Origin of the sequence: Streptacidiphilus monticola, assembly GCF_042658505.1 — a bacterium.
Taxonomy (GTDB): Bacteria; Actinomycetota; Actinomycetes; order Streptomycetales; family Streptomycetaceae; genus Streptacidiphilus; species Streptacidiphilus monticola.
Genome location: NZ_JBHSQJ010000132.1, coordinates 5062 through 29917, shown reverse-complemented (window position 1 = coordinate 29917; position 24856 = coordinate 5062). Strand labels below are relative to the sequence as shown.

The 24856-nt window shown below is 72.7% G+C and carries 20 protein-coding genes; 12 read left to right on the top strand and 8 right to left on the bottom strand.

What is annotated here, in order from left to right:
* Positions 1–83 precede the first annotated feature (83 nt).
* Positions 84–2132, top strand: coding sequence for a bifunctional aldolase/short-chain dehydrogenase (locus ACFP3V_RS26605; protein WP_380588519.1), 2049 nt, complete (start codon positions 84–86; stop codon positions 2130–2132).
* Positions 2133–2277: 145 nt separating this feature from the next.
* Entirely contained in the window at positions 2278–3753 is a 1476-nt protein-coding gene (locus ACFP3V_RS26600) for a rhamnulokinase (RefSeq protein WP_380588517.1), read from the top strand.
* A gap of 20 nt (positions 3754–3773) precedes the next feature.
* On the opposite strand, the gene ACFP3V_RS26595 is transcribed toward ACFP3V_RS26600, so the two are convergent.
* The 3 genes from ACFP3V_RS26595 to ACFP3V_RS26585 form a co-directional block, all read right to left on the bottom strand.
* Entirely contained in the window at positions 3774–5096 is a 1323-nt protein-coding gene (locus ACFP3V_RS26595) for an MFS transporter (RefSeq protein WP_380588515.1), read from the bottom strand.
* 174 nt (positions 5097–5270) lie between these two features.
* Positions 5271–7568: a beta-glucosidase gene (locus tag ACFP3V_RS26590; protein ID WP_380588513.1), complete on the bottom strand. Its 2298-nt coding sequence runs from the start codon at positions 7566–7568 to the stop codon at positions 5271–5273.
* 231 nt (positions 7569–7799) lie between these two features.
* On the bottom strand, positions 7800–8840 hold the full coding sequence (locus ACFP3V_RS26585) for a LacI family DNA-binding transcriptional regulator (RefSeq protein ID WP_380588511.1): 1041 nt from the start codon (positions 8838–8840) through the stop codon (positions 7800–7802).
* A 240-nt stretch (positions 8841–9080) separates the two neighbouring features.
* Between ACFP3V_RS26585 and ACFP3V_RS26580 the strand changes: the two genes are divergently transcribed.
* The 7 genes from ACFP3V_RS26580 (at position 9081) to ACFP3V_RS26550 (ending at position 16899) form a co-directional block, all read left to right on the top strand.
* Positions 9081–10394: an ABC transporter substrate-binding protein gene (locus ACFP3V_RS26580; protein WP_380588509.1), complete on the top strand. Its 1314-nt coding sequence runs from the start codon at positions 9081–9083 to the stop codon at positions 10392–10394.
* 117 nt (positions 10395–10511) lie between these two features.
* Positions 10512–11396: a carbohydrate ABC transporter permease gene (locus ACFP3V_RS26575; RefSeq protein ID WP_380588506.1), complete on the top strand. Its 885-nt coding sequence runs from the start codon at positions 10512–10514 to the stop codon at positions 11394–11396.
* Positions 11397–11399: 3 nt separating this feature from the next.
* On the top strand, positions 11400–12308 hold the full coding sequence (locus ACFP3V_RS26570) for a carbohydrate ABC transporter permease (protein WP_380588504.1): 909 nt from the start codon (positions 11400–11402) through the stop codon (positions 12306–12308).
* A 90-nt stretch (positions 12309–12398) separates the two neighbouring features.
* A complete protein-coding gene (locus tag ACFP3V_RS26565; protein WP_380588502.1) occupies positions 12399–14975 on the top strand; it encodes a family 78 glycoside hydrolase catalytic domain in 2577 nt (858 codons plus the stop codon).
* 236 nt (positions 14976–15211) lie between these two features.
* Positions 15212–15373, top strand: a complete 162-nt coding sequence (locus ACFP3V_RS26560; protein ID WP_380588500.1) for a hypothetical protein — start codon at positions 15212–15214, stop codon at positions 15371–15373.
* 6 nt (positions 15374–15379) lie between these two features.
* On the top strand, positions 15380–16504 hold the full coding sequence (locus ACFP3V_RS26555) for an enolase C-terminal domain-like protein (RefSeq protein ID WP_380588497.1): 1125 nt from the start codon (positions 15380–15382) through the stop codon (positions 16502–16504).
* 218 nt (positions 16505–16722) lie between these two features.
* On the top strand, positions 16723–16899 hold the full coding sequence (locus ACFP3V_RS26550) for a hypothetical protein (RefSeq protein ID WP_380588494.1): 177 nt from the start codon (positions 16723–16725) through the stop codon (positions 16897–16899).
* Between the two features lie 44 nt (positions 16900–16943).
* Here ACFP3V_RS26550 and ACFP3V_RS26545 read toward each other — a convergent pair whose 3' ends face one another.
* Positions 16944–17597 carry a dihydrofolate reductase family protein gene (locus ACFP3V_RS26545; RefSeq protein ID WP_380588491.1) on the bottom strand — a complete coding sequence of 218 codons (654 nt, stop codon included), beginning with the start codon at positions 17595–17597 and terminating at the stop codon, positions 16944–16946.
* 240 nt (positions 17598–17837) lie between these two features.
* Between ACFP3V_RS26545 and ACFP3V_RS26540 the strand changes: the two genes are divergently transcribed.
* Positions 17838–19076 carry an MFS transporter gene (locus tag ACFP3V_RS26540; RefSeq protein WP_380588488.1) on the top strand — a complete coding sequence of 413 codons (1239 nt, stop codon included), beginning with the start codon at positions 17838–17840 and terminating at the stop codon, positions 19074–19076.
* Between the two features lie 124 nt (positions 19077–19200).
* Here ACFP3V_RS26540 and ACFP3V_RS26535 read toward each other — a convergent pair whose 3' ends face one another.
* On the bottom strand, positions 19201–20283 hold the full coding sequence (locus ACFP3V_RS26535) for an NADH:flavin oxidoreductase/NADH oxidase (RefSeq protein WP_380588485.1): 1083 nt from the start codon (positions 20281–20283) through the stop codon (positions 19201–19203).
* Between the two features lie 159 nt (positions 20284–20442).
* A complete protein-coding gene (locus ACFP3V_RS26530; protein ID WP_380588481.1) occupies positions 20443–21495 on the bottom strand; it encodes an NAD(P)-dependent alcohol dehydrogenase in 1053 nt (350 codons plus the stop codon).
* 100 nt (positions 21496–21595) lie between these two features.
* Between ACFP3V_RS26530 and ACFP3V_RS26525 the strand changes: the two genes are divergently transcribed.
* Entirely contained in the window at positions 21596–22483 is an 888-nt protein-coding gene (locus tag ACFP3V_RS26525) for a helix-turn-helix transcriptional regulator (RefSeq protein ID WP_380588479.1), read from the top strand.
* Between the two features lie 31 nt (positions 22484–22514).
* Here the strand turns inward: ACFP3V_RS26525 and ACFP3V_RS26520 are convergent, their stop codons facing one another.
* Both ACFP3V_RS26520 and ACFP3V_RS26515 read right to left on the bottom strand, forming a co-directional pair.
* The gene (locus ACFP3V_RS26520; RefSeq protein ID WP_380588476.1) at positions 22515–23567 is read right to left on the bottom strand and encodes an NAD-dependent epimerase/dehydratase family protein; all 1053 of its coding nucleotides are present in this window, start codon (positions 23565–23567) and stop codon (positions 22515–22517) included.
* Positions 23564–23815 carry a hypothetical protein gene (locus ACFP3V_RS26515; protein WP_380588474.1) on the bottom strand — a complete coding sequence of 84 codons (252 nt, stop codon included), beginning with the start codon at positions 23813–23815 and terminating at the stop codon, positions 23564–23566. The genes ACFP3V_RS26520 and ACFP3V_RS26515 overlap by 4 nt, the downstream gene beginning before the upstream one ends.
* A gap of 86 nt (positions 23816–23901) precedes the next feature.
* Here ACFP3V_RS26515 and ACFP3V_RS26510 point away from each other — a divergent pair, with 86 nt between their 5' ends.
* On the top strand, positions 23902–24852 hold the full coding sequence (locus ACFP3V_RS26510) for a GlxA family transcriptional regulator (protein WP_380588471.1): 951 nt from the start codon (positions 23902–23904) through the stop codon (positions 24850–24852).
* Positions 24853–24856: the final 4 nt, after the last annotated feature.

Genomic DNA, 24856 nt, shown 5'->3' with positions numbered 1-24856 from the left:
GGCGGGCCGGCCGCTCCGGGGGACGCGCCGGGGCCGGGCTTGAAAACGGAATGAACTCGCCTCTCACCGAAGGGCTTTCGCAGATGACCTCCTCCCCCACCCACCCCGAGGTGGCCGCGCTGCTGGCGCGGTCGAACCGGCTCGGAGCGGATCCGCGCAACACCAACTACGCGGGCGGCAACACCTCTGCCAAGGGCAGTGCCACCGATCCCGTGACCGGACAGGACGTCGAACTCCTCTGGGTCAAGGGCTCCGGCGGCGACCTGGGCACGCTGACCGAACCCGGCCTGGCCGTCCTGCGGTTGGATCGCCTGCGCGCGCTCACCGACGTCTACCCCGGTTTGGAGCGCGAGGACGAGATGGTCGCCGCGTTCGACTACTGCCTGCACGGCAAGGGCGGCGCCGCCCCGTCCATCGACACCGCGATGCACGGGCTGGTCGACGCCGCCCACGTGGACCACCTCCACCCCGACTCCGGCATCGCGTTGGCCACCGCCGCCGACGGCGAGAAGCTCACACACGCGTGCTTCGGCGACCGCGTCGTCTGGGTGCCCTGGCGCCGTCCCGGCTTCCAACTCGGCCTGGACATCGCCCAGATCAAGCGGGAGAACCCGCAGGCCATCGGCTGCGTCCTCGGCGGGCACGGGATCACCGCCTGGGGCGCCACCAGCGAGGAGGCCGAGGCCCACTCGCTGGAGATCATCCGCACCGCCGAGCAGTTCCTCGCCGAGCACGGCAGGCCCGAGCCCTTCGGCCCGCTGCTGGACGGCTACTCTACGCTCCCCGAGTCGGAGCGCCGTGAGCGCGCTGCCGCGCTCGCGCCGCTGATCCGCCGGATCGCCTCCACGGACGCGCCGCAGGTGGGCCACTTCACCGACACCGCACCCGTGTTGGACTTCCTCGCCCGCGCCGAGCACCCCCGCCTGGCTGCCCTGGGCACCTCGTGCCCGGACCACTTCCTGCGCACCAAGGTCCGCCCCCTCGTCCTCGACCTCCCCGCCACGGCGCCGCTGGACGAGGTGAAGTCCCGTCTGCTGGAGCTGCACGAGGCGTACCGGGCCGAGTACCGGGCCTACTACGACCGCCACGCCACCCCCGACTCCCCCGCGATCCGCGGCGCCGACCCCGCGATCGTGCTCATCCCCGGCGTGGGCATGTTCTCCTACGGCAAGGACAAGCAGACCGCCCGCGTCGCAGGCGAGTTCTACCTCAACGCCATCAACGTGATGCGCGGCGCAGAGGCGGTCTCCTCCTACGCCCCCATCGAGGAGTCGGAGAAGTTCCGCATCGAGTACTGGGCCCTGGAGGAGGCCAAGCTCCAGCGCATGCCCAGGCCCAAGCCGCTGGCCACCCGCATCGCCCTGGTCACCGGCGCCGGGTCCGGCATCGGCAGGGCCATCGCGCACCGCCTGGTCACCGAGGGCGCCTGCGTCGTCGTCGCCGACCTCAACACCGACAACGCCGCCGCCGTCGCCACCGAACTCGGCGGCCCCGACAAGGCCGTGGCCGTCACCGTCGACGTCACCAGCGAGGAGCAGATCGCCGCCGCGCTCCGCGAGGCGGTCCTCGCCTTCGGCGGCGTGGACCTGGTCGTCAACAACGCGGGCATCTCCATCTCCAAGCCGCTGCTGGAGACCACCGCCCGCGACTGGGACCTGCAGCACGACATCATGGCCCGCGGCTCCTTCCTGGTCTCCCGCGAGGCCGCCCGCATCCTGGTCGAGCAGGGGCTGGGCGGGGACATCGTCTACATCGCCTCCAAGAACGCCGTCTTCGCCGGCCCGAACAACATCGCCTACTCCGCGACCAAGGCCGACCAGGCCCACCAGGTCCGGCTGCTGGCAGCCGAGTTGGGCGAGCACGGGATCCGGGTCAACGGCGTCAACCCGGACGGCGTGGTCCGCGGCTCCGGCATCTTCGCCGGCGGCTGGGGCGCCCAGCGCGCCGCGACCTACGGCATCGATGAGGACAAGCTCGGCGAGTTCTACGCCCAGCGCACCATCCTCAAGCGCGAGGTCCTGCCCGAGCACGTCGCGAACGCCGTCTTCGCCCTCACCGCGGGCGAGTTGACCCACACCACCGGCCTGCACATCCCCGTGGACGCCGGCGTCGCCGCAGCCTTCCTGCGCTGACGCCCCGTCACCACGATCCCTCTGGGGGCCGCCCGTCGGCCGGGCCGATGGCGCGCACCGCCGCGTCAGGTGCCGGCCCCCGGAGCGCCGCGACCCCGAGTCCGAGTGAACACCCCGCCGTCCGCCTAGCCACAGGTCTGCTTCCGTGAACCCTTCCCGTCCCACCGCCTTCGCCGCCGTCGACCTCGGAGCCACCAGTGGCCGGGTCATCGTCGGCCGGGTCGGCCGCGACAGCCTGGACCTCGACGAGGTCCACCGCTTCGACAACACACCGGTCCAACTGCCGACCGGGCTGCACTGGGACATCCTGCGCCTCTACCAGGCGTCCCTGGAGGGACTGCGTCGGGCGGAACGGAAGGCGGACATCGCCTCCATCGGCATCGACAGCTGGGCGGTCGACTACGGACTGCTGGACGCCTCCGGCGCCCTGCTCGGCAACCCCTTCCACTACCGCGACCCCCGCACCGGGCCTTTCGTCGCGAAGGTGTGGGCACAGGTCGGGGCCGCGGAGCTGTACCGGATCACCGGGCTGCAGCACCTGCCGTTCAACACCGTCTTCCAGCTCGCCGCCGAGGCCGGCTCCGCCCGGCTGGCGGCGGCCCGGTCGCTGCTGATGATCCCGGACCTGCTGACCTACTGGCTCACCGGCGCCCGCGGCGCGGAGGCGACGAACGCCTCGACCACCGGCCTGTTCGACGCCACGGCCCGGGCCTGGTCCGCCGAGCTGATCGAGGGAATCGGCCTCGATCCGCGGCTGCTGCCCGCGATCCGGCTCCCGGGCGAACGGGCGGGCACGCTGCTTCCCTCCGCCCGGGCGGCCACCGGCCTCCCTGCCACCACCCCGGTCGTCGCCGTCGCCTCGCACGACACCGCCTCGGCCGTCGCCGCCGTGCCGGCCGCCGACGGGCCGAGCTTCGCCTACATCTCCTGCGGCACCTGGTCCCTCGTCGGCCTCGAACTCGACGCGCCGGTCCTCTCCGAGGACTCCCGCGCCGCCAACTTCACCAACGAGCTGGGCATCGACGGAACCGTCCGCTACCTGCGCAACGTCATGGGCCTGTGGCTGCTCAGCGAGACCCAGCGCACCTGGCGGGTCCAGGGCCGAGACATCCCGCTGCGGGACCTGCTGGCGCGGGCGGCCCAGGCCGAGCCCCTCGCCGCACTCGTCAACCCCGACGCCCCGGAGTTCCTCGCCCCCGGCGACATGCCCGCGCGGATCGCCGCCTTCTGCGCACGCACCGGTCAGACGCCTCCCGGTACTCCCGGTGCGGTCGTCCGCTGCATTCTGGAGAGCCTCGCCCTGGCGCACCGTCAGACCGTCCGCCAGGCGGCCGAGTTGGCCGGTCGGGACGTCGAGGTGATCCACCTCGTCGGCGGCGGCAGCCGGAACGAGCTGCTGTGCCAGCTGACCGCCGACGCCACCGGACTCCCCGTCGTGGCCGGCCCCACGGAGGCGACCGCCCTCGGCAACATCCTGGTCCAGGCCCGCGCCCGGGGACTCGTCGACGACCGCGCCTCGATGCGCCGCCTGGTCGCCGCCACCCAGCAGCTGCGGACCTACCGCCCCGCCGGCGACCAGCGGCCGTGGACCGCCGCGGCCGCGCGCGTGGGCCTCGGCTGAGGGGTCCGGCCGACCCCGGCTCAGGCCAGCGCCGCCCGCTCGGCGGCGATGTCCTCCAGCGGCTTGCCCGCGGTGTCCGGCATCCAGAAGTAGCCGACGACCGCGCTCACCAGCAGGAAGAACGCAAGCAGCGCGGCGAGCGGGCGGATCCCGACGTGGGCGAGGAGAGGGACCAGCAGGCTCCAGACCCCCAGGACCGCGCGCGCCGCGCCGAAGGTCAGGCCCTGGGCGGAGCTGCGCAGCATGGTCGGGAACAGCTCCTGGCTCACGACCTTGTAGAAGCCTTCGCCGGCCAGCGCCCCGCCGACCGCGAACAGGGCGATGTTCGCCAGCACCACGACGGCGTCGAACGGCAGCACCAGGTACAGCAGGTAGGCCCCGACCTGGAGCACGCCGCCGATCGCCCACATCCGCCTGCGCACCCGGTGCGAGCGGTCCGCGAACCGCATGAACAGCAGAACCGTCGCCACCAGGCCGATGAGGAACCCCGCGCAGCTGAGCGCCAGCCCGGCCGCCCGGCTGCCCGCGTGCAGGGTCTCCACGATGTAGGGCGTGAAGCTGCCGCTGGTGCCGGCGGCGAGGTTCCAGAACAGATAGACGGTCGTCGTCCACACCACGGCCGCCAGGTTCGCGCCGCGGAAGAGGGCGCGCAGGCGCAGTCGGGGCCGGCCCGCGTCCCGGGCGCAGGCCGCCTGCCAGCGCGGCGACTCCGTCAGGCCGCGCCGCAGCGCCCAGGTGACCAGGGCGACCGCGACCAAGTGCAACAGGACCAGCCGCACGCCCAGCAGCCCGAGCGGAGCCAGGGCGAAGGAGAGCAGCAGCACGACCACCGGACCCAGGTTCCACGCCACCTGGGTCAGCCCGAGCAGCCTGCCCCGCGCCCGGGGCGCCGCGTTCTCCCCGACCAGCGCCAGCGAGGTGGGGACGTCCGCGCCGACGGCGACGCCGACCGCCACCGTCCCGGCGAAGAGCATCGCCGCGTTCACGGCGAGGGCCATGGCCAGCATGCCCGCCGCGTAGAGGAGCAGGTCGTACCTGTAGATGCGCTTGCGGCCCAGCCGGTCCCCGAGCCGGCCGCCGACGAACGCCCCGAGCGCGCACCCCAGGGCGTTGGGCCCGAGCGCGGCGAGAGCGCCCAGCGCCCCGCTGGAGAGGTGCAGGCGGGCCTGAAAGAGCGTCAGGCCCGCGCCCAGCGCGACGATGGAGCCCGCGTCGAGGTAGGAGGCCATGCCTGCGAGCGCGGAGGTCCGCCATGCGGCCGCCGGCAGGGCGCGCCCGTCCGAGGAGGCTGAGGGATCGGTCAGGAGACCGGCCGGGGAGGGCACGTCCTGCAGGTGGGCCATGGGGCAGCTCCGGGTGGTGCGTGGTGGCCCGGGCATCGTAACCAGGGCCGGCCCACGGGCCCGGACACTTTTGGGCAACGCTTTCCGACAGGTCGTCACGGTACGGGCGGGGTACGGAATAGGCGGGGTCCGGCCCAGGCACTGGCCGGTACCCCGCCCTGCCGGGGGAGCGTCTCAGCCGATCCGGAAGGACGCGCGGAGCGGTGTGCTCGCCGAGGAGGGGCCGACCTCCACGCGGTAGGTCCCTTCCGCGACCGTCCAGCGGCCGGTGCCCGGGTTCCAGGAGGACAGCGGGTGCGCGGCGTCCGCGGGGTCGAGACGGATCACGACCCGGCGCGACTCGCCCGGCGCGAGGGTCACCTGGCGGTAGCCGACGAGGCGGTGGCCGGGCTCGCCGGTCGCGGTCGGCAGCGTCAGGTACACCTGCGGTGTCTCGGTGGCCGTGGCGCCGCCGGTGTTGCGGACGGTGAAGGCGACGGTGACCGGACCGTTCCCGTTGCCGCCGGAACTGACGGCGAGCCCGCCGTAGCCGAACGAGGAGTAGGACAGGCCGAAGCCGAAGGGGAACAGCGGGGCGATATCCCGGGCCTCGTACCACTTGTAGCCGACGGCGAGGCCCTCGCTGTAGGCGACCTCGACCTTGTCGTTGCCGCTGGGAACCGGGATGCCGGGGTAGCGCGCGTTGCTGGTGCCGGTCGGGGTGTCCGTGAGGGACCTCGGGAAGGTCATCGGCAGGCGGCCGGTGAACCGGGCGTCGCCGAACAGGAGTCGGGCCAGGGCGGGCCCCTGCTGCTCGCCGGGGTACCAGGCTTCGACGACACCCTTGACCTTGTCGAGCCAGGGCATGGTGGTGGCCGAGCCGGTCTCCAGGACCACGACGGTGTTCGGGTTGGCCGCGGCCACCGCGGCGATCAGCGCGTCACCGTTGCCGTCGAGACCGAGGTCCGTGCGGTCCGCTCCCTCACCCTGCTTGGCGTAGCCGAAGACCACGGCCACCTTCGCCTTCCTGGCCGCGGCGACGGCCGAGGCGATGTCGGCGCCGTTGTCGTAGGAGACGCTGACGCCGTCCTGGGCCGCCCGCGCGGTGAGCGAGTCGAGGGGTGCGACGACGTTCGGGCACGCCGGGCTGCCGAAGCCGCTGCTGGAGCCCTCCGCACAGACCGTGGCCGCGCTGACGCCGTCGGTGGGGGTGGCCGAGGCGGTCTGGCCGATGACCGCGATGCTGCCGGCGGAGGCGCTGAGCGGCAGCACGCCGCCCTGGTTCTTCAGCAGCACCGAGCCCTGTTCGGCGATCTTCTCGGCCACGGCCCGGGTGGCGGCGGTCGCCGCCGACGCGGCCGGGGCGGTCGGGAGCGGATGGTCGAACAGCCCGGCGGCGATGTAGGAGCGCACGACGCGGAAGGCCGCGTCGTCGATGCGGGCCATGGTGATCTGCCCCTTCGCGAGGGCCGCCTTGACGTTGCCGGGGCTGTAGAAGATGGGGCTGTGCAGCTCCTGGTCCAGGCCGGCGTTGAGCGAGTCCGCGGTCGAGTGGACGGCGAAGAAGTCGGAGACCACGTAGCCCTTGAAGCCGTCCTGGCCCTTGAGCATCGAGGTCAGCAGCGGATTCTCGCACGCGTAGCGGGAGTTGACCTGGTTGTACGAGCACATGACACCACCCGGGCTGCTCCTGCTGAGCGCGATCTCGAACGGAAGGTTGTAGACCTCGTTGAGGGTGCGGGTGTCGACCTGGTCGTCGCTGTACTGGCGGGCGTACTCCTGCTCGTTGCCGACGAAGTGCTTGAGGACGGCCATCACCTTGCCGCCGCTCTGCAGGCCGTTGACACCTGCGGCCGCCAACTCGCCGCTGAGCAACGGGTCTTCTCCGAGGTACTCGGGCGTGCGGCCGGCCAGCGGGGTGCGCGAGCCGGAGACGCCGGGACCGAGGACGATGTTGCGGCCGGCGGCGAAGGCGTCGGCGGCCTGTGCCTGCCCCTTGGCGTAGGCGAGTTGGGCGTTCCAGCTCGCCGCCAGTGCGATCTGCGCCGGGAACATGGCGGCTCCGGCGGCCCCGCGCACGTAGTCAGGACCGTCGGTGTACATGACGGTCGGGGTGCACGGCAGTTGGGCCGGGTAGGTGCTGGCTCCGGTCGTGGTCGTGGACAGGACCGACCCGTCCGCTCCGCGCTCGGAGGCGCTGCCGCCCGCGAAGGTGGTCCCGGCGGGGGTGTTGGCGGGGATCTCCACGAGCCAGCGCAATTTCTGGTCGAGCGAACTGGCCCGCAGCAGCAGCGAGGCGCGCTGGTCGGCGCCGAGACGGGTGTCCATCCACGGGCATGCGGCCGGATGGTCGGCGGTCCGCGCGGCCGCGGTGCCGACGTCGGCGCCCTGCGCCGTCGCAGCGGCGACGACGGTGAGGGCGGCCAGCGCGGCGGACCTGCCCCGGCGTGGGAGCCGCTTCGGCTGCGAGGCGTGCGGCAGCGGGGTGTTCACGTGCGTTCCTCCTTGAACGGCAGGCGGCGAGTGGAGCGACGTGCACCGGTTCGGACGTGTCGACCTGGTCGCGGGCGAGGATCCGTGCGGGCGGTTCGGCGCACAGGGCGCGCGGAAGGCGGTCGATGGGCCTGGGGCGCAGAGTGTGTAGAACGTTCTCCCGGCGGCTGTCACCCTGCCGGTCGTGGCGGCCTGCCGTCAAGCCCCCGACGCGACCCGGCTGACGCGCCGTCAGGAGCGGGCGGGCGCCGCGGTGCTGCGCCGGACCACCAGACTCGGGGTCATCGACGTCTGGATGGCACGCGTGCGCTGACCCTCGACGCGCTCGACGAGCATCTTGGCGGCGGTGGCCCCCATCGTGTGGCCGGCCTGGTCGACGCTGGTGAGCTGCACCGGCGCGAGCGAGGCCACGGCGGTGTTGTTGTAGCCGACCAGGGACAGGTCTTCCGGGATGCGCAGTCCCAGTTCGGCTGCGGCGCGGTAGACGCCCATGGCGGCGACGTCCGCACCGGTCATCACGGCGGTGGGGCGGTCACGGCCGTCCAGCAGCCGCATCCCGGCGCGGTAGCCGCCCTCGTCGGAGTAGGCGGTGGAGACCACGCGGGCCCGGTCGGCCAGCCCGTGGCGGCGCATCGCCTCGTGGTAGCCGCCGGTCAGCACGATCTCGGGGGTGCGCCGCCACTGGCTCGCCCTGGTGCCCGGCGCGGAGAGCAGCACGATGTCCCGGTGGCCGAGCGCGACCAGGTGGTCGACCACGAGACCGGCTCCCAGGTCGTCGGCGTCCACGACGGAGTCGTGGACCTCGGCCGGGTCGTGGTGGCCGATGACGACCGTGGGGGTCTCGGCGGCCATGGCGAGGACGTCGCTGCGGGAGGTGCCGGGGGCGATCAGGACGAGTCCGTCCATCTGCCGGTCGACCATGGCGCCCACCGTGCGGGACTGGTCCTCCGCGCCGAAGCCCGCGGCGCCGATGAGCACCGTGTAGTCGGTGTCCAGGAGTTGGTCGCGGATGCCGTCGAGGATGTCGGCGAAGAAGGTGTTGCGCATGCTGTCCAGCAGGACGCCGATCGTGTAGGTCCGGCCGCGCATGCCGCGGGCGGCCGCGTGGGGGCGGTACCCCAGCTCGGCCATGGCGGCGCGGACCTTCTCCCGCATGGCGGGGCTGGTCCCGTAGGCGTTGCGCAGCACCTTGGAGACGGCCGCGGTGGAGACGCCCGCATGACGGGCCACGTCCGTGATGGTGACGCGCTTGGAGCGCTTCGCGGGGTCCATGCGGGCGGTTCCTGTCGGTCGGTTCGAACAACGGTTTACGCACTGGCCTCGCGTCCCGCTCGGGCCATCCCGAGGCGGCGCCAATGTTACGACGCCGTGTCTTGACAGGGCAGGGGCTCGGCAGCAGTGTAGTGCCACATCGCGTGGATAACGTTCTACACAACGCAGGCCCTCCGCCGCGCCCGCGATCGCTGCTTCGCATCATCCCCGCCCCGATTCGACGACGACTGGGAGCCCGCCGTGTCCATCTCCTTGCTCCGCGCCAGAAGCGCCCGCCTGACCGGACTCACCGCCGGGGCCGCGGCTGTGGCCCTCCTGGCCACCGCCTGCGGCGGCACGGGCGCGGGTTCCGGCTCTGCCTCCGCCTTCAGCTTTCTGACGATCAATGAGAACACCACGGTGAAGACGGCCTTGACGACGCTGTCGACCGGCGCGTGCGCCACCGCCGACCAGGCGCTGCCGCTGAAGGTGGACACCGTTCCGCAGGCGAGCCTGGACCAGAAGCTGCAGCTCCTGGCCGGGCAGAACGCGCTGCCCGTGCAGTTCGCCGCGGGCAACGCGCCCGCCACCACCGAGCAGCTGGTCAAGGCGGGCAAGGTCGCGGACCTGGAGGCCCGGCTGCGGCAGCTCGGGGTACTGGACCAGCTGCAGCCCTCGGCGGTCTCCACGATCAAGGCGCTCTACGGCGGCAAGCTCGCGGTCCTGCCCTACGAGTACAACATCGAGGGGATCTTCTACAACAAGAAGCTCTTCACCGCCAACGGCCTGTCCGTGCCCACGACGTGGGACCAGCTGGTCGCCGCGGCGGGCAAGCTGCAGAGCGCGGGGGTGCAGCCCTTCGCGGCCTCCGGCCAGCAGGGCTGGCCGCTGACCCGCCTGATCAGCGGCTACCTCTACCGCTCCCTCGGACCTTCCGCCATGCAGGACGTCGCGGACGGCAAGGCCAAGCTGACCGACTCTCAGTACGTCTCCGCCGCCCAGCAGGTCGCCGACCTCGGCGCCAAGGGCTGGTTCGGCAAGGGCGTCGGCTCGATCGACTACGACACCGCCATGAACGAGTTCCTGACCGGCAAGGCTGCCATGCTCTACATGGGCAGCTGGGCCCTGAGCAACATCGCCGACCCCGAGCAGGACCGCATCGGCGCGGACAACGTCGGCTTCATGCCCTTCCCCGCAGTGACCGGCGGCAAGGGGGCGATCGACCAGTACCCCTCCAACGTCGGCCTCCCGATGACGCTCGGCACCCAGCTCAGCGACAGCAAGGTCGGCGCCTGGGTCAGCTGCATCGCCAAGAACTACGGCGCCACCGCGCTCAAGGACCAGGGCTCGATCTCCGGCTTCAAGGTCAACTCGACCGTCCCGGACAAGAACGCGGTCACCACCCAGGTCCGGCAGACCATCGCCGCCTCGAAGCAGAGCGTGCTCTGGTTCGAGGCGCTGTTCTCCACCAAGGCCACGACCGTCAGCCAGACCAACGCGGCCTCGCTGGTCACGGGGGCGATGAGCGCCCAGAGGTTCATGCAGACCGTCCAAGACGCGCTCGACGGCAGGTGACCCCCGACGCAAGGGCCCTGCCGCCGCTCCGCAGGGCCCTCCGCACTGCTGCGGCACCCGCTACCGCCGGTTCTTCCCGACAACGAAGACAACGAAGACAACGAAGTGGACACGACCATGCACCGCGTACTCGGTGACCGCAGGGCCATCCTCGTCCTCGTGGGCCCCGCCCTCCTCGTGTACTCCCTGATCATGCTCGTCCCGATGCTGTGGTCCCTGGGGTACGCGTTCACCACGGGAAGCACCGTCAGCGGCTTCCGCTGGACCGGGCTGCACAACTTCACGCGCCTGCTCTCGGACGGCAGTGTCCACAGCGCGCTGTGGTTCACCCTGACATACGCGGTCGCCGTCACCGTCGGACAGGTCGCCGCCGGCTACCTGCTGGCGCTGCTCTACGTGTTCTTCCTGAAGCGGTCCTCGGCCCTGATCCGCACGCTCGTCTTCTTCCCCGTGGTGCTGCCCACGGTCGCAGTCGGGCTGTTGTTCCAGAAGCTCTTCCAGGTCGCCCCGCAGTCCGGCCCGGTCGACTCCCTGCTCGGCCTCGTCGGCCTGCACTCCGTGGACTGGTTCGGCAGCGCGGGCACCGCGTTCTGGGTGCTGGTACTCATGGACGTCTGGCGCTCGATGGGCTTCTACGCCGTGCTGCTCTTCGCCGGCCTGGTCGACATCCCCGACGAGGTCCTCGAGTCCGCCCGGCTCGACGGCGCGTCAGGGCCGCGGCTGGTCCGGCACATCGTGCTGCCGCTGTCGTTCCCGGTGCTCATGTCCTCGCTGATCTTCAGCATCAACGGCACGCTCAAGGTCTTCGACTCGATCGTGGCGCTCACCAACGGCGGTCCGGGCAACGGCACCACCCCGCTGACCCTGTACATGTTCCAGACGTCCTTCAGCTACGGCGACTACGGCTACGGCAGCACCGTCGCGCTGCTGCTGACCGCGCTGAGCCTGCTGGTGACCCTGGTCGTCTTCCGCGTCTCGCGCCGCGACCTCACGAAGGGCTGACCCATGTCCGTCGACACGCCTGTCAAGTCGCCTGCGGCCCAGACCAGTTCAGCCTCCGCCCGGACCGCCCCGCCGGTGCCGCTGCGCAGGCGCCTGGGCCGGACCGGAGTGCGCGCGCTGGTCGCGGTGCTTCTGGTGGTCGAGATCTACCCGCTGGTGTGGATGTTCCTCACCTCGCTGAAGTCCAACAGCGACTACCTCGACCACTCCACCTGGAGCCTGCCCACGCACTGGATGTGGTCCAACTACTCGGAGGCGTGGACCACCGGCCACATCGGCCGCTACGTGCAGAACAGCCTCCTCGCGGTGCTCCCGTCCCTGGCGCTCGTCCTGCTGCTGGGCGCGGCCGCGGGCTTCGCGCTCCAGGTGATGGTGTGGAAGGGCCGCAACCTGACGCTGCTCGTCTTCCTCGCAGGCATCATGGTGCCCGCACAGATGATCCTGCTCCCGCTGTTCACCGTGTACTTCCGCACCGGGCTTTCCGGCACCCTGTGGCCGCTGATCCTCACCTACACCGGCACCGGGCTCCCGTTGACCGTCTTCATGATGGCCACCTACTACAAGTCCCTGCCTACCGAGGTCTTCGAGGCCGCGACCATCGACGGGGCCTCGATCCTGCGCTCCTTCTGGTCGATCAGCCTGCCCATGATCCGCAACGCGGTCCTGACCGTCGGCCTGGTCCAGTTCTTCTTCCTCTGGAACGACCTCCTGGTCGCGCTCACCTTCACCGACAACCAGGACCTGCGCACCGTCCAGGTGGGCCTGCTCAACTTCTCCGGCGATTTCGGCTCCACGCAGTACGGCCCCCTGTTCGCCGCCATCTGCATCAACGTCCTCGGGACCCTCGTCGTCTACCTGTTCCTCAACCAGAAGGTCATGAAGGGCCTCACCGGAGGCGCCGTCAAGGGCTGACCCCTCCGCGCACCCGCCCGCCGCCGACCCGGGCGACCCTCCGCTCACACCCGAAAGGCCCACTCCCCCATGCGCTTTCAGCCTGCCCCGGTGACCTTCGAACACCGCCGGGACGGACTCGGCGTCGGCACTCCGACGCCCCGGCTCTCCTGGACCCTGCCCGTCGGCGCCGACGGCCAGGACGCCTACGAGATCGAACTGGACCGGGACGGACGCCCGCAGACCACCGGACGCGTCCCCGGCGCCCGGCAGCGCCTGGTGGCGTGGCCGGTCGAGCCGCTCCGATCGCGGGAGCGGGTCGGCGTCCGGGTCCGCGTCTGGGTGCCGGGTCGACCGCGCCCCTCCGACTGGAGCGAGCCCTCGGTCGTGGAGGCCGGCCTGCTGGATCCCGCCGACTGGATCGCCGTCCCGGTCGGCGCGGGCTGGCCGGAGGACCCAGACGGGGTGCGCCGACCCGCCCGCGTGCGAAGGGACTTCACCCTGGACCGCCCGGTCGTCCGCGCCCGCCTCCACGCCACCGCGCACGGCCTGTACGAGGCGGAGATCAACGGACGCCGCGTCGGCGACGACGCCCTCTCCCCCGGCTGGACCGTCTACCCGCGGCGGCTGCGCTACCGCACTTACGACGTCACCGCCCACCTGACGACCGGTCGGAACACCGTCGGCGCCTGGCTCGGCGACGGCTGGTACCGCGGCCGCTACGGCTTCGACGGCGGCACCCGCAACATCTACGGCACCGACCTGTCCCTGCTCGCCCAGTTGGAGATCGTCCACGACGACGGCAGCACCACCGTCGTCGCCACCGACGCCTCCTGGACCTCGGCGCCCGGCCCGATCCTCTCGTCCGGGCTGTACGAGGGCGAGAGCTTCGACGCCCGACTCGACGACCCCGGCTGGTCCACGCCGGCCGGGGCCGCGGCCCCCGGCTGGGTCCCGGTCACCGTCGGGACCCGCGACCCGCGGACCCTGGCCGCGGCCACCCAGGAACCGGTGCGCTGCACCGAGGAGTTGGCGCCCGTGACGGTCCTGCGCCGCGAGGACGGCCGCCACCTGCTCGACTTCGGCCAGAACGTCGTCGGCCGGCTCCGCCTCACCGTGGACGGCCCGGCCGGAACCGAGATCACCCTGCGCCACGCCGAAGTCCTCCAGGACGGCGAGCTGGCCACCCGCCCGCTGCGTGCGGCCCACGCCACGGACACCCTCGTCCTGTCCGGAACCGGCCCGCGCACCTGGGAGCCGCGGTTCACCCTCCACGGCTTCCGCTACGCCGAAGTCACCGGCTGGCCGGGCGAGTTGACCGCCGAGCAGGTCAGCGCCCGCGTCCACCACACGGACCTGCGCCGGACCGGCTGGTTCGAGTGCAGCGACCCGCTGGTCAACCGGCTGCACGAGAACGTCGTGTGGAGCATGCGCGGCAACTTCGTCGACATCCCCACCGACTGCCCGCAGCGCGACGAGCGCCTCGGCTGGACCGGGGACATCCAGGTCTTCGCCCCGACCGCCGCCTTCCTCTACGACTGCGCCGGCATGCTCGACTCCTGGCTGACCGACGTCGGGCTGGAGCAGCTCCCCGACGGCACCGTCCCCTGGTACGTCCCCGTCATCCCCGGCGAGCCGACGTGGACGCCGATCCGGCCGGGCGCCGCCTGGGGCGACGTCGTCACGCTCACCCCCTGGCTGCTCCACCAGCGCTTCGACGACGCCGAGTTGCTGCGCCGCCACTACCCGGCGGGCAGGCGCTGGGTGGACCTGATGGACCGTCTGGCCGGTCCCACCCGCCTCTGGGACACCGGCTTCCAGCTCGGCGACTGGCTCGACCCCGCGGCCCCGCCGGACGACCCCGCGGCCGGACGCACCGACCGCTACCTGATCGCCACCGCCTACTTCGCCTGGTCCGCCCGGCACCTGTCCTGGACCGCGCGGGCCATCGGCGAGCACGAGGACGCCCACCGGTACCGCCTCCTCGCGGACCAGGTCGCCGCGGCCTTCCGGCAGCGCTGGGTCCGCCCGGACGGGCTGATGACCGACGACACCCCCACGGCCTACGCGGTGGCGCTGCGCTTCGCCCTGCTCACGGACCCTGCCGCCCGGCTGCGGGCCGGCGACCGCCTGGCCGAACTCGTCCGGCAGGACGGCTTCCGGATCGCCACCGGCTTCGTCGGGACCCCGCTGATCTGCGACGCCCTGACCGAGTCCGGCCATCTGGACACCGCGTACCGCCTGCTGCTGCAGACCGAATGCCCCTCCTGGCTCTACCCGGTGACGATGGGCGCCACCACGGTCTGGGAGCGCTGGGACAGCCTGTGCCCCGACGGTTCGCTCAACCCCGGCGGGATGACCTCCTTCAACCACTACGCGCTCGGCGCGGTCGCGGACTGGCTGCACCGCGTCGTCGCCGGGATCGAGGCCACCTCCCCCGGGTACCGCACCCTGCGCTTCCGCCCTCGTCCCGGCGGCGGCGTCACCTGGGCGAAGGCCAGGCACGAGACGCCTTACGGCACCGCGGCCATCTCCTGGCGGCTCGCCGGCAGCGGGGTCGAGGCCGAGGTCACCGTGCCGCCGGGCTGCACCGCCGTGGTCGAACTGCCCGGCGCGGCACCGCAGTCGGTCGGTCCCGGGACGCACCGGCTGCCGGGTGCGGAGCAGTCCGCCGTCCAGCGCGGCTGACGCAGCGACAGGCCGAGGCACAGGACAGCGGCGGCCCCGCCCGAGGACCAGCGGTCCCCGAGCGGTCGTGAGGTCTCACGGCAGAGGACCCGGGCGGAGCAGGCGGCGGCCGGTCCGGGCGAGCCGGGGCCGGGCCGGGGACCGGGGCGCGGACGCCGGTTCGCACGCGGCACGTTTGCACCCGGCCTTCTCGGTGTACGCGCCGGACGACAGGTCCGTGCGCGAGGAGGGTCGCCATGCCGCAGGTCGCCGATTTCGTTCCGCAACGGGTGCACGAGCGGGGGGTGCGGCGGACCTTCCGGGGCGCGGGGCGTCCGGTGGCGCTGGAGTTCAGGACCGCCCCGAAGGGACCGACCGACTTCGCCGAGCGTCTGCCCGGCCGCAGCCACGACGAGTGAGGACCGATGGGCAGCGGGACCCGCATCGACAGCGTCGCCGTCCACGGCTTCACCGTGCCGACCGACGGCCCCGAGGGCAAGGAGCAGGACGGCACCCTCGACTGGGACTCGACCACCCTGGTCCTGGTCGAGGTCACCGCAGGGGGGAGCACCGGCATCGGCTACACCTACGCGGACGTGACCACCGCCGCGTTCGTCACCTCCAAGCTCCAGGAGGGCATCCTCGGCGCGGATGCCCTGGCGCCGGCGGCGCTGACCCACGCGCTGTTCGCGTCGATCCGCAACGCCGGGCGGCCGGGGCTGGGCGCCATGGCCGTGTCCGCGGTCGACATCGCCTTGTGGGACCTCAAGGCGAAGCTGCTGGACGTGCCGCTGTTCCGGCTGCTGCCCGCCTACCACGACGAGGTGCCGGTCTACGGCAGCGGCGGCTTCACCAACTACTCCCTGGACCGGCTCGCCGAGCAGCTCGGCGGCTGGGCCGAACAGGGCATCCCCCGGGTCAAGTTGAAGACCTCCCGGCACCCGGACCAGGATCCCGCCCGGCTGGACGCGGCGCGCCGGGCCGTGGGGCCTGGGACCGAGCTCTTCGCCGACGCCAACGGCGCGCTCAGCCGCAAGGAGGCGCTGTACTGGGCCTGGCGGATGGCCGAGCAGTGGGACGTGCGCTGGTTCGAGGAGCCGGTCAGCTCCGCCGACAGTGAGGGCCTGCGCCTGGTCCGCCTGCACGGCCCGGGGCGGCTCGAGGTGGCGGCCGGCGAGTACTGCTTCACCCTGCCCGACGCCGTGCACCTCGTCGAGGCCGAGGCCGTCGACTGCCTCCAGGCGGACGTCACCCGCTGCGGCGGCGTCAGCGGCCTGCTGCAGATCGAAGGACTGGCCGCCGCGCGCCAGTTGGACCTGTCCGCCCACTGCGCGCCCGCCGTCTCCGCCCACGCCTTCTGCGCCGTCGAGCGGTTGCGGCACCTGGAGTACTTCCACGACCACGTACGCATCGAGCAGCTGCTGTTCGACGGCACGCTGAGCCCCGAAGGCGGCGCACTGCGCCCGGACCCGGACCGGCCGGGCCTCGGCCTCGACGTCAGGTGGGCGGACGCGGAGCGGTACCGGGCGTACGGGCCCTCCCGCAGCTGACGGGTCGTCACCGCCCCTGCGGAGGCGAGTACCGGCGCGCGCCCCGCGCTGTGGCCCTGGCGGTCCGGCCGACACGCCGCCGCGGGCCACGGCGTCTCGGCCGGACCGCCCGCCACCTCGGGCTCCGCGCCCCCGACCGGTCCGGTCCCGGACGTTTCCCGCGCCGCTGAGCGGCAACGTGCTGGGCGAAGATCCGCGCACGGAGGGAATGACGGGCCATGGCCGATCCGGAGTTCTACCACCAGGACCACCCTCCCGGGAGCGACAACCTGCCCGAGGACCGGCCCCGCGGCGGGGGCCTGGAGGACCACACGGCGAGCGGCCGCCGCACGTGGCCGGTCTTCCTCGTCATCGGCTTCCTGCTCCTCCTCATGATCATTTTCATGACGGTGTAGCGCCGCTCTCGCCCTCCCTCCTCCCTCCGTCCGACGCGGACGGCTCAGCGGCCGCCGCCCTCCGCGCCGAGGCCGCGGTCGGGAGCGGTCATGTCCCCGGTCGCGGGCACGCCGTCGGCGCGTCCGTAGCGCAGGAACACGGTGCCCTTGGGGCTGGCGACCGGCGGTTCGAGGAGGGTGAGGTTGCTGGGCACGGCGCCCTCGTCGAACACCTTCTTGCCGACGCCCAGCACGATCGGGTGCACCCACAGGTCCAGGCGGTCGAAGAGCCGCTCGCGCAGCAGCGTCTGCACCAGGTTCAGGCTCCCGACGACCGTCACGTGCTCGTGCTTGTCGCGGATCTCCCGCACCGCGCCGGGCAGGTCCGGGCCGAGCTGGGTGGAGCCCGCCCAGGACAGGTCCACCTGTCCGCGGGAGGCCACGTACTTCGGGATGCTGTTGAACAGCGCGGCGAACGCGTTGTCCTGGCCGCCCTCCTGGTGCGGCCAGTAGGAGGCGAAGATGTCGTAGGTCCGCCGCCCGAGCAGCAGCGCGTCCGTCTTCTCGTACGCGGCCGCGATCTGCGCCCCGGTCACCTCGTGCAGCAGCGGCGCCTGCCAGCCCCCGAACGGGAACCCCGCGGGGTCCTCGTCGGGACCGCCGGGCGCCTGCGCGACGAGGTCGAGGGTGGTGAACAGCTCGATCTGGATGAGGCCCATGGGTGCTCCCGTTGACTGGGGTGTCCTGTCGGGAGGTTAGACCGGCGAGCGGCCGCGAACTCATCGCCGCGACGGCAGCCACTTCTTCGCCGCCGCCCGTCGGCCCGCATGGAAGGCGGCTCCGCCGCTCGGCCGCCTTCGTCGCCTGCGGCCACCCGGGGGCCCCGAAGCGACGCCGGCTGAGGGATGTGCGGACGGTGACTCACCGGCCCCCGCGCTCCGGACGTTAGCGTGGGCGCCATGTCCGTCGCCCAGCAGCCCAGTGACAGCGAGACGCGTTCCTCCTGGCCCATGGCGGCAGCGGCGGGAGCGTTCGCGGTCGTCATGGTCGGCACCACACTGCCGACACCGCTCTACGGTCTGTACCGCCAGGCATGGGGCTTCTCCGAGCTGACCGTCACCGTCGTCTTCGCCGTCTACGCGCTCGGCGTGATGACGGTCCTCACCTTCCTGGGCGATCTGTCGGACGTGGTCGGCCGCAGGCGGGCGACCCTGCTCGGGCTCTCCCTGGCCGCGGTCAGCAGCGCGATCTTCCTGGCGGCCGACGGCCTGCCCATGCTCATGGCCGGGCGGCTCTGCTCCGGTTTCTCCGCCGGCCTGTTCACCGGAGCGGCGACGGCGTACGTCCTGGAGTTGGCGCCCCCGGGTGCGCACGACCGCGCCGCCTTCGTCGCCACCGCCGCCAACATGGGCGGCCTGGGACTCGGACCGGTGCTGGGAGGTCTGCTGGCCCAGTACGCACCGTGGCCGCTGCGGCTCCCCTACCTCGTGCACCTGCTGCTGACGCTGGCTGCCACCGCCGTCACCTGGCGGCTGCCGGAGACCGTCACCGAGGCCAAGCCCTGGCGCGCCTCCCACGTGCGCTTCCCGGCACTCCCCCGCTCGGTGCGCGCCCGTTTCGTCCCCGCGGGACTGGCGGGCTTCGTGGGGTTCTCGCTGCTGGGCCTCTTCACCTCGGTCACGCCTGAGTTCCTGTCACATGGCCTGGGAGTGACCAACCTTGCGGCGATCGGAGGGGTGGTGCTCACCGCCTTCGCGGGTTCTACCGCCGGCCAGTTCCTGGCCGTGCGCTTCAGCCCGGAACGCACGCTGCCGCTGGGCTGCTTCCTGCTGCTGATCGGCTTCGGCCTGGTCGCGGTCACGCTCACCTGGCGGTCACTGACCGTGCTGCTTCTCGCCGCACTCGTCGGCGGCGCCGGCCAGGGCTTCGTGCTCCGCAGCTCTGTGGCCCAGCTCTCCTCCCAGGCGGGGGCGGCGAAGGGCCAGGTGCTGTCCGCCTTCTTCCTCGTCGCCTACGCGGGCATCTCGCTCCCTGTCGTGGGCGTGGGCCTGCTGGCGAGCGCACTGGGCCTGCCGACGGCCGGACGGATCCTCGCCGCGGTCATGGGCGCACTGTCCCTGATCGTCGGTCTCCACCTGCGCACCCCCGCGCGGGCAGGCGCATCGCCCGAGGCCTCCGACCGCGCAGGGGCGGACTGAACACCCGCACCGGCCGACCGCGGCGCGGCGGGCCGGCTGCGCTACCCGGCTGCCGCGCCGACACCGGGCCGGCGACCGGGTCAGCGGGCCCGGCGCTGGCCGCGCCGGGCCCGCTGCCCCCCTGTCAGGAGCGGGCGTACTGGTTCAGCTTGGGCAGTTCGTGGCCGAGCGCGTCCGCCGCGTGGCGGGCCCAGTACGGGTCGCGCAGCAGCTCGCGGCCGAGCAGCACGGCGTCGGCCTCGCCGGAGGCGAGGATGCCTTCGGCCTGTCGCGGGTCGGTGATCAGGCCCACGGCCGCGGTCGCGATCCCGGCCTCGTTGCGGATCCGCGCCGCGAACGGCACCTGGTAGCCCGGACCGACCGGGATGTCGGCCGCGTGCGGGACGTTGCCACCGGTCGAGACGTCGACCAGGTCCACCCCGCGCGCCTCCAACTCCTTGGCCAGCAGCACGCTTTCCTCGGCGGTCCAGCCGCCCTCGTCCAGCCAGTCCGTCGCCGAGACGCGGAAGAACACCGGCAGGTCCTCCGGCCACACGGCCCGGACCGCCTCCGTCACCTCCAGGGCGAAGCGCATCCGGTTCTCCAGCGAGCCGCCGTAGGCGTCCGTCCGGTGGTTCGAAGCCGGGGACAGGAACTCGTGGACGAGGTACCCGTGCGCGCCGTGGATCTCGGCCACCTGGAAGCCCGCCGCCAGCGCGCGCTCCGCCGCCTCCGCGAACTGGCGCACCACGACGCCGATCTGATCCACGCTCAGCTCGGCCGGCTCGGCCATCCCGCCGAACGCCTCCGCCGACGGTCCGACCGTCCGCCACGCCAGCGGGTCCCCCGCCGGGAGCGACCCGGCGGCCGCGTCCCACGGCCGGTACGACGACGCCTTCCGCCCCGCGTGCGCGAGTTGGATGCCCGCGACGGTGCCGAGGTCCTTCAGGAAGGAGGTGACCCGCCGGAAGCCCTCCACCTGGCGCCCGTTCCAGATGCCGAGGTCCCAGGGGCTGATCCGGCCCTCCGGCGAGACGGCCGTCGCCTCGGTGAGGATCAGGCCGGTGCCTCCGGCGGCCCGGGAGGCGAGGTGCTGGAAGTGCCAGTCGGTCGGCGCTCCGGTGGCGTCGCCCTCGGCGGCGGCGGAGTACTGGCACATCGGGGCCATGAACACGCGGTTGGGGACGACCAGTTCACGCAGCGTCAGGGGCTCGAACAGCAGGCTCATCGGTGGTCAGCGCTCCAGATGACAGAAGTGGCAGGGACAGGTAACCCGTCTCTGCAACAATCTACTCCGCCCGCATGTTCCCGGTCCCCGCCCCTGCGTTCAGGGACGGGGACCGGTTCGTCTCGCGGCACGCGGGCTGCGCCCGTGGCCGCCGCGGGCTCAGATCGTGGCGGCGTCGATCACGAAGCGGTAGCGCACGTCGCTCGCGACCACGCGCGCGTACGCCTCGTTGATCTGGTCGGCGCGGATGACCTCGACCTCCGCCCCGATGCCGTGCTCGGCGCAGAAGTCGAGCATCTCCTGGGTCTCCGGGATGCCGCCGATCATCGACCCGGCCAGCGACTTGCGGCCGCCGATCAGCGAGAAGACGTTGACCGGCACCGGGTTCTCCGGGGCGCCCACCTGCACCATCGTGCCGCCGGCCTTGAGCAGGCCCAGGTAGGCGTTGACGTCGAGGTTGGCGGAGACCGTGTTGACGATCAGGTCGAAGCTGCCCGCCAGCTGCTCGAAGGTGGCCGGGTCGCCGGTCGCGTAGTAGTGGTCCGCGCCCAGCTTGAGGGCGTCCTGCTGCTTGCGCAGCGACTGGCTGAGCACGGTGACCTCGGCGCCCTTGGCGTGGGCGATCTTGACGGCCATGTGCCCGAGCCCGCCCAGGCCGACGACGGCGACGTTCTTGCCCGGGCCCGCGCCCCAGTGGGCGAGCGGCGAGTAGGTGGTGATGCCGGCGCAGAGCAGCGGGGCGGCCTGGTCCAGGCCGATGCCCTCCGGGATGCGCAGCACGTAGTTCTCGTCCACCACGATGTGGGTGGAGTACCCCCCGTAGGTGGGGCGGCCCTCGGCGTCGACGGCGTTGTAGGTGCCGATCATGCCGAGCGGGCCGGTGCAGTACTGCTCCAGTCCGGCGCGGCAGTTGGCGCACTCGCGGCAGGAGTCGACAAAGCAGCCGACGCCGCCGCGGTCACCGACCTGGTGGCGGGCCACGGCGGAGCCGACCTCGGTGATGATGCCGGCGATCTCGTGGCCGGGGACCATGGGGAAGCGCGCGGCCCCCCACTCCTCGTTGACCTGGTGGATGTCGGAGTGGCAGATGCCCGCGTACTTGATCTCGATCAGGACGTCGTGCGGACCAAGCTCGCGGCGCGGGATCGTGGTGCGCTCCAGCGGAGCCTTCGGAGCAGTGGCAGCCCATGCGGCGACAGTGGTCTGTGTCATGCGTACCAGCCTGGGACAACCGCCGGACCGCAGCCAGGTCCTCGGTGAACGTACGCCTGCGGTTCCTACCACTGCCAGGATCACCCTCATACTTCCCGGTATGGACCAGCGCATCGAACTGAGCGAGTTCCTCCGCAGCCGCCGCGCCCGGCTGCGGCCGGAGGACGTCGGGCTGCCCTTCTTCGGCGGCCGCCGCCGGGTACCCGGGCTGCGCCGCGAGGAGCTGGCGCAGCTGGCCGGGGTGAGCGCGGCGTACTACACGCGCCTCGAGCAGGGCAACGCCCAGAACGTCTCGGCCTCGGTACTGGACGCCATCGCCGACGCACTGCGGCTGAACAGCGCGGAGCGGGCGCATCTCACGGACCTGGTCCGGCCCGTGCACCGGCGCCGTCCCGCGGCCCGGGCGCAGCGCGTACGACCGGCCCTGCAGCAGCTGCTCGACGCCATGGAGGCCGTCCCCGCGTACATCCTCGGCCGCCGGATGGAGGTGCTGGCCTGGAACCGCATGGGGGCCGCCCTGATCGGGGACTTCGCCGCGATGCCGCCCGAGCACCGCAACTTCGCCTGGCTGGTCTTCCTCGACCCCGCCGCACGGGAGTTCTACGACGACTGGGAGGGCAAGGCGTCCGACGTCGTGGCGCAGCTGCGGCTGTCGGCCGGCCGGCACCCGGACGACCCCAAGCTGGCCTCGCTGATCGGCGAGCTGTCGATGAAGTGCCCGGACTTCCGCCGCCTGTGGGCGGCGCACGACGTGCGCGACAAGGGCCCGTGCACCAAGGACCTGCACCATCCGGTGGTGGGGCCGCTGACGCTGTCCTTCGAGTCGATGCTGCTGCCCGCGGACGCGGACCTGATCCTGGCCACCTACCACGCCGAGCCGGGCTCGCCCTCGGCGGAGGCGCTACGCCTGCTGGCGAGCTGGAGCACGGCGGCGGGCGCGGGCACGGACGGCGCGGCCGCCGACCGTGCGGCGTCGGCGGCCGGTTGACGCCGCGTCAGACGGCCCTCGGCTCGGCGGCTCAGGTCCGGGGTGTCCGCGCGGAGCGGGCGTCCCAGTCGGCCAGAACGGCCTGCTCCTTCTCCGGACTGAGCTGCGGCAGACGGCGGTTGGACCGGTAGTCGCCGAAGGCGACCTCGAACCCGCCGGGGGCGAACAGCCACTCGGCGGTCTCCCGGACGGACTGCGGGACCGGCCGGCAGCGCAGCCCGGCGGCGATGGCCTTCGCCGAGGAGGGCTGCCACACGGCTCGCGCCTCGGGGTCGTCGATCGGGAACCACAGCGGGAGTTCGGTCCACGGTGCGACCTCGTGGCGGACCAGCACCTCGTCGTCCACCCAGACGAGCTCGGCCTTGCCGCCGGTCGCCTCGACGCAGGAGCCGAGGAACTCGCCCCAGGTGGTGTTGGCCGGGGTGCCGCTGACCAGGTAGGTCCCGGAGTCCTCGGCCTCGATCCGGTCGAGGCCGAAGGCGGCGATGTCGCGGGCGTCGATGACCTGCATGATCCGCTCGGGCGCGCCGGGCGCCACCATCCGGCCGCCCTCGGCGGCGCGCTTGAGGTACCAGGTGGTCCGGCGGGCCCGGTCGTGCGGGCCGATGATCAGGCCCGGTTCGAGTATCAACGCCCGCCCGGCGAAGCCCTGTTCGACGGCCAGCTCGCAGCCGGTCTTGAGCCAGCCGTAGTCTCCACCGCCGTCGTCGGGCCCGGCGTCGGGGCGGGCGCCCGCGTGGCGCGGCGAGCTCTCGTCCACCGGCTCGGCCGGCCAGTGCGGGCGGGCGTTGATGGAGGAGATGTAGAGGTAGGCGCCGGCCGCCCCGGAGAGCGCGGCGACCGAGGCGGCCACCTCACGTGGCACGTAGCCGGAGGTGTCCACCACAGCGTCCCACGGGCCCTGTGCGGCGAGCCGGGCGAGGTCGTCGGGATCGGTCCGGTCACCGCGGATCGCGCGGACCCCGGGCAGGTCCTCCTGGGTGCGGCCGCGGTTGAAGACCGTCACCTCCCAGCCGCGTCGCAGCGCCTCCGCCCCGAAGGCCCGCCCCAGGAACACCGATCCGCCGAGCAGAAGAAGTTTCATGCCGCCGAGTCTGCGCGGCGCGGGGCCGGGCGCGGAACCGGAATTCGCCGGTAGCAGACGTCTTCCGCCGACTGGGAAGCGCTGAGCGCGGCTGCCTCGGCGAGGACGCGTTCCGTGTCGCGGTCCGTGACCTCGACGAACCCGAACCGGCTCGCCGCCGCCGGAAGCTGACGGCGCGTCCGCCGCGCGTTGCGCTCGAGGCCGACGACGACCAGAAGGATGAGTGCTGCGAGTACGAGAATGCCCATGGCACTCATGCTGCGCTCATCGAAATCCTGCCACCAGTGGCAGAAGTGCCCTGGTGCATCGAGATCCTGCCAGCTACCCTGGGCCCATGCTGCACACCGTCGCGGTTCCCCTCATCGACGAGTTCGCCCCGTTCGAGTTCGGCGTGCTCTGCGAGGTCTTCGGCATCGACCGCACCGAGGACGGCGTGCCGCGCTTCGACTTCCGCGTCTGCTCCGCCGAGCCGGGCCGCCCCGTGCGCACGAGCGTGGGCACGACGATGACGACGCAGTACGGCTTCGACGCACTGGAGCAGGCCGACCTGGTCGGCGTGCCGGCCTACCTGATCCGGGACGAGTACCCGGCCGAACTGATGGAGGCGCTGCGGGCCGCCCACGCACGCGGAGCCCAACTGCTGACCGTCTGCAGCGGCGCCTTCGCCCTCGGCGCCGCGGGTCTGCTCGACCACCGGCCGTGCACCACGCACTGGCGCCACGCCGACGAGTTCGCGGCCCGCTTCCCCGCGGCCAAGCTGGACCGGGACGTCCTCTACGTCGACGACGGGGACATCATCACCAGCGCGGGCACGGCCGCGGGCATCGACGCCGCCCTGCACCTGGTGCGCCGCGAGATCGGCTCCGAGGCGGTCACGGCGATCGCCCGCCGCATGGTCGTCCCGCCCCAACGGGACGGCGGACAGCGGCAGTTCATCGTGCAGCCGGTCCCCGAGCACTGCGCCGACAGCCTCGACCCGCTGTTGGCCTGGCTCTCGGAACGCCTCGACGGCGAGCACTCGGTGGCGGACCTGGCCCGGCGCGCCCACATGTCGGAACGCACCTTCGCCCGCAGGTTCGTCTCCGAGACGGGCACGACCCCGCACCGGTGGCTGTCCGCGCAGCGGGTCCTGCATGCCCGCAGGCTGCTGGAGCAGACGCCCATGTCCGTCGAGGAGATCGCCCGCGCCTGCGGTTTCCAGACGGCGGCCATGCTCCGCCACCACTTCCGCCGCGCGGTCGGCGTCTCCCCCGCCGACTACCGCCGGAGCTTCGCGCCCCGTTAGGGGG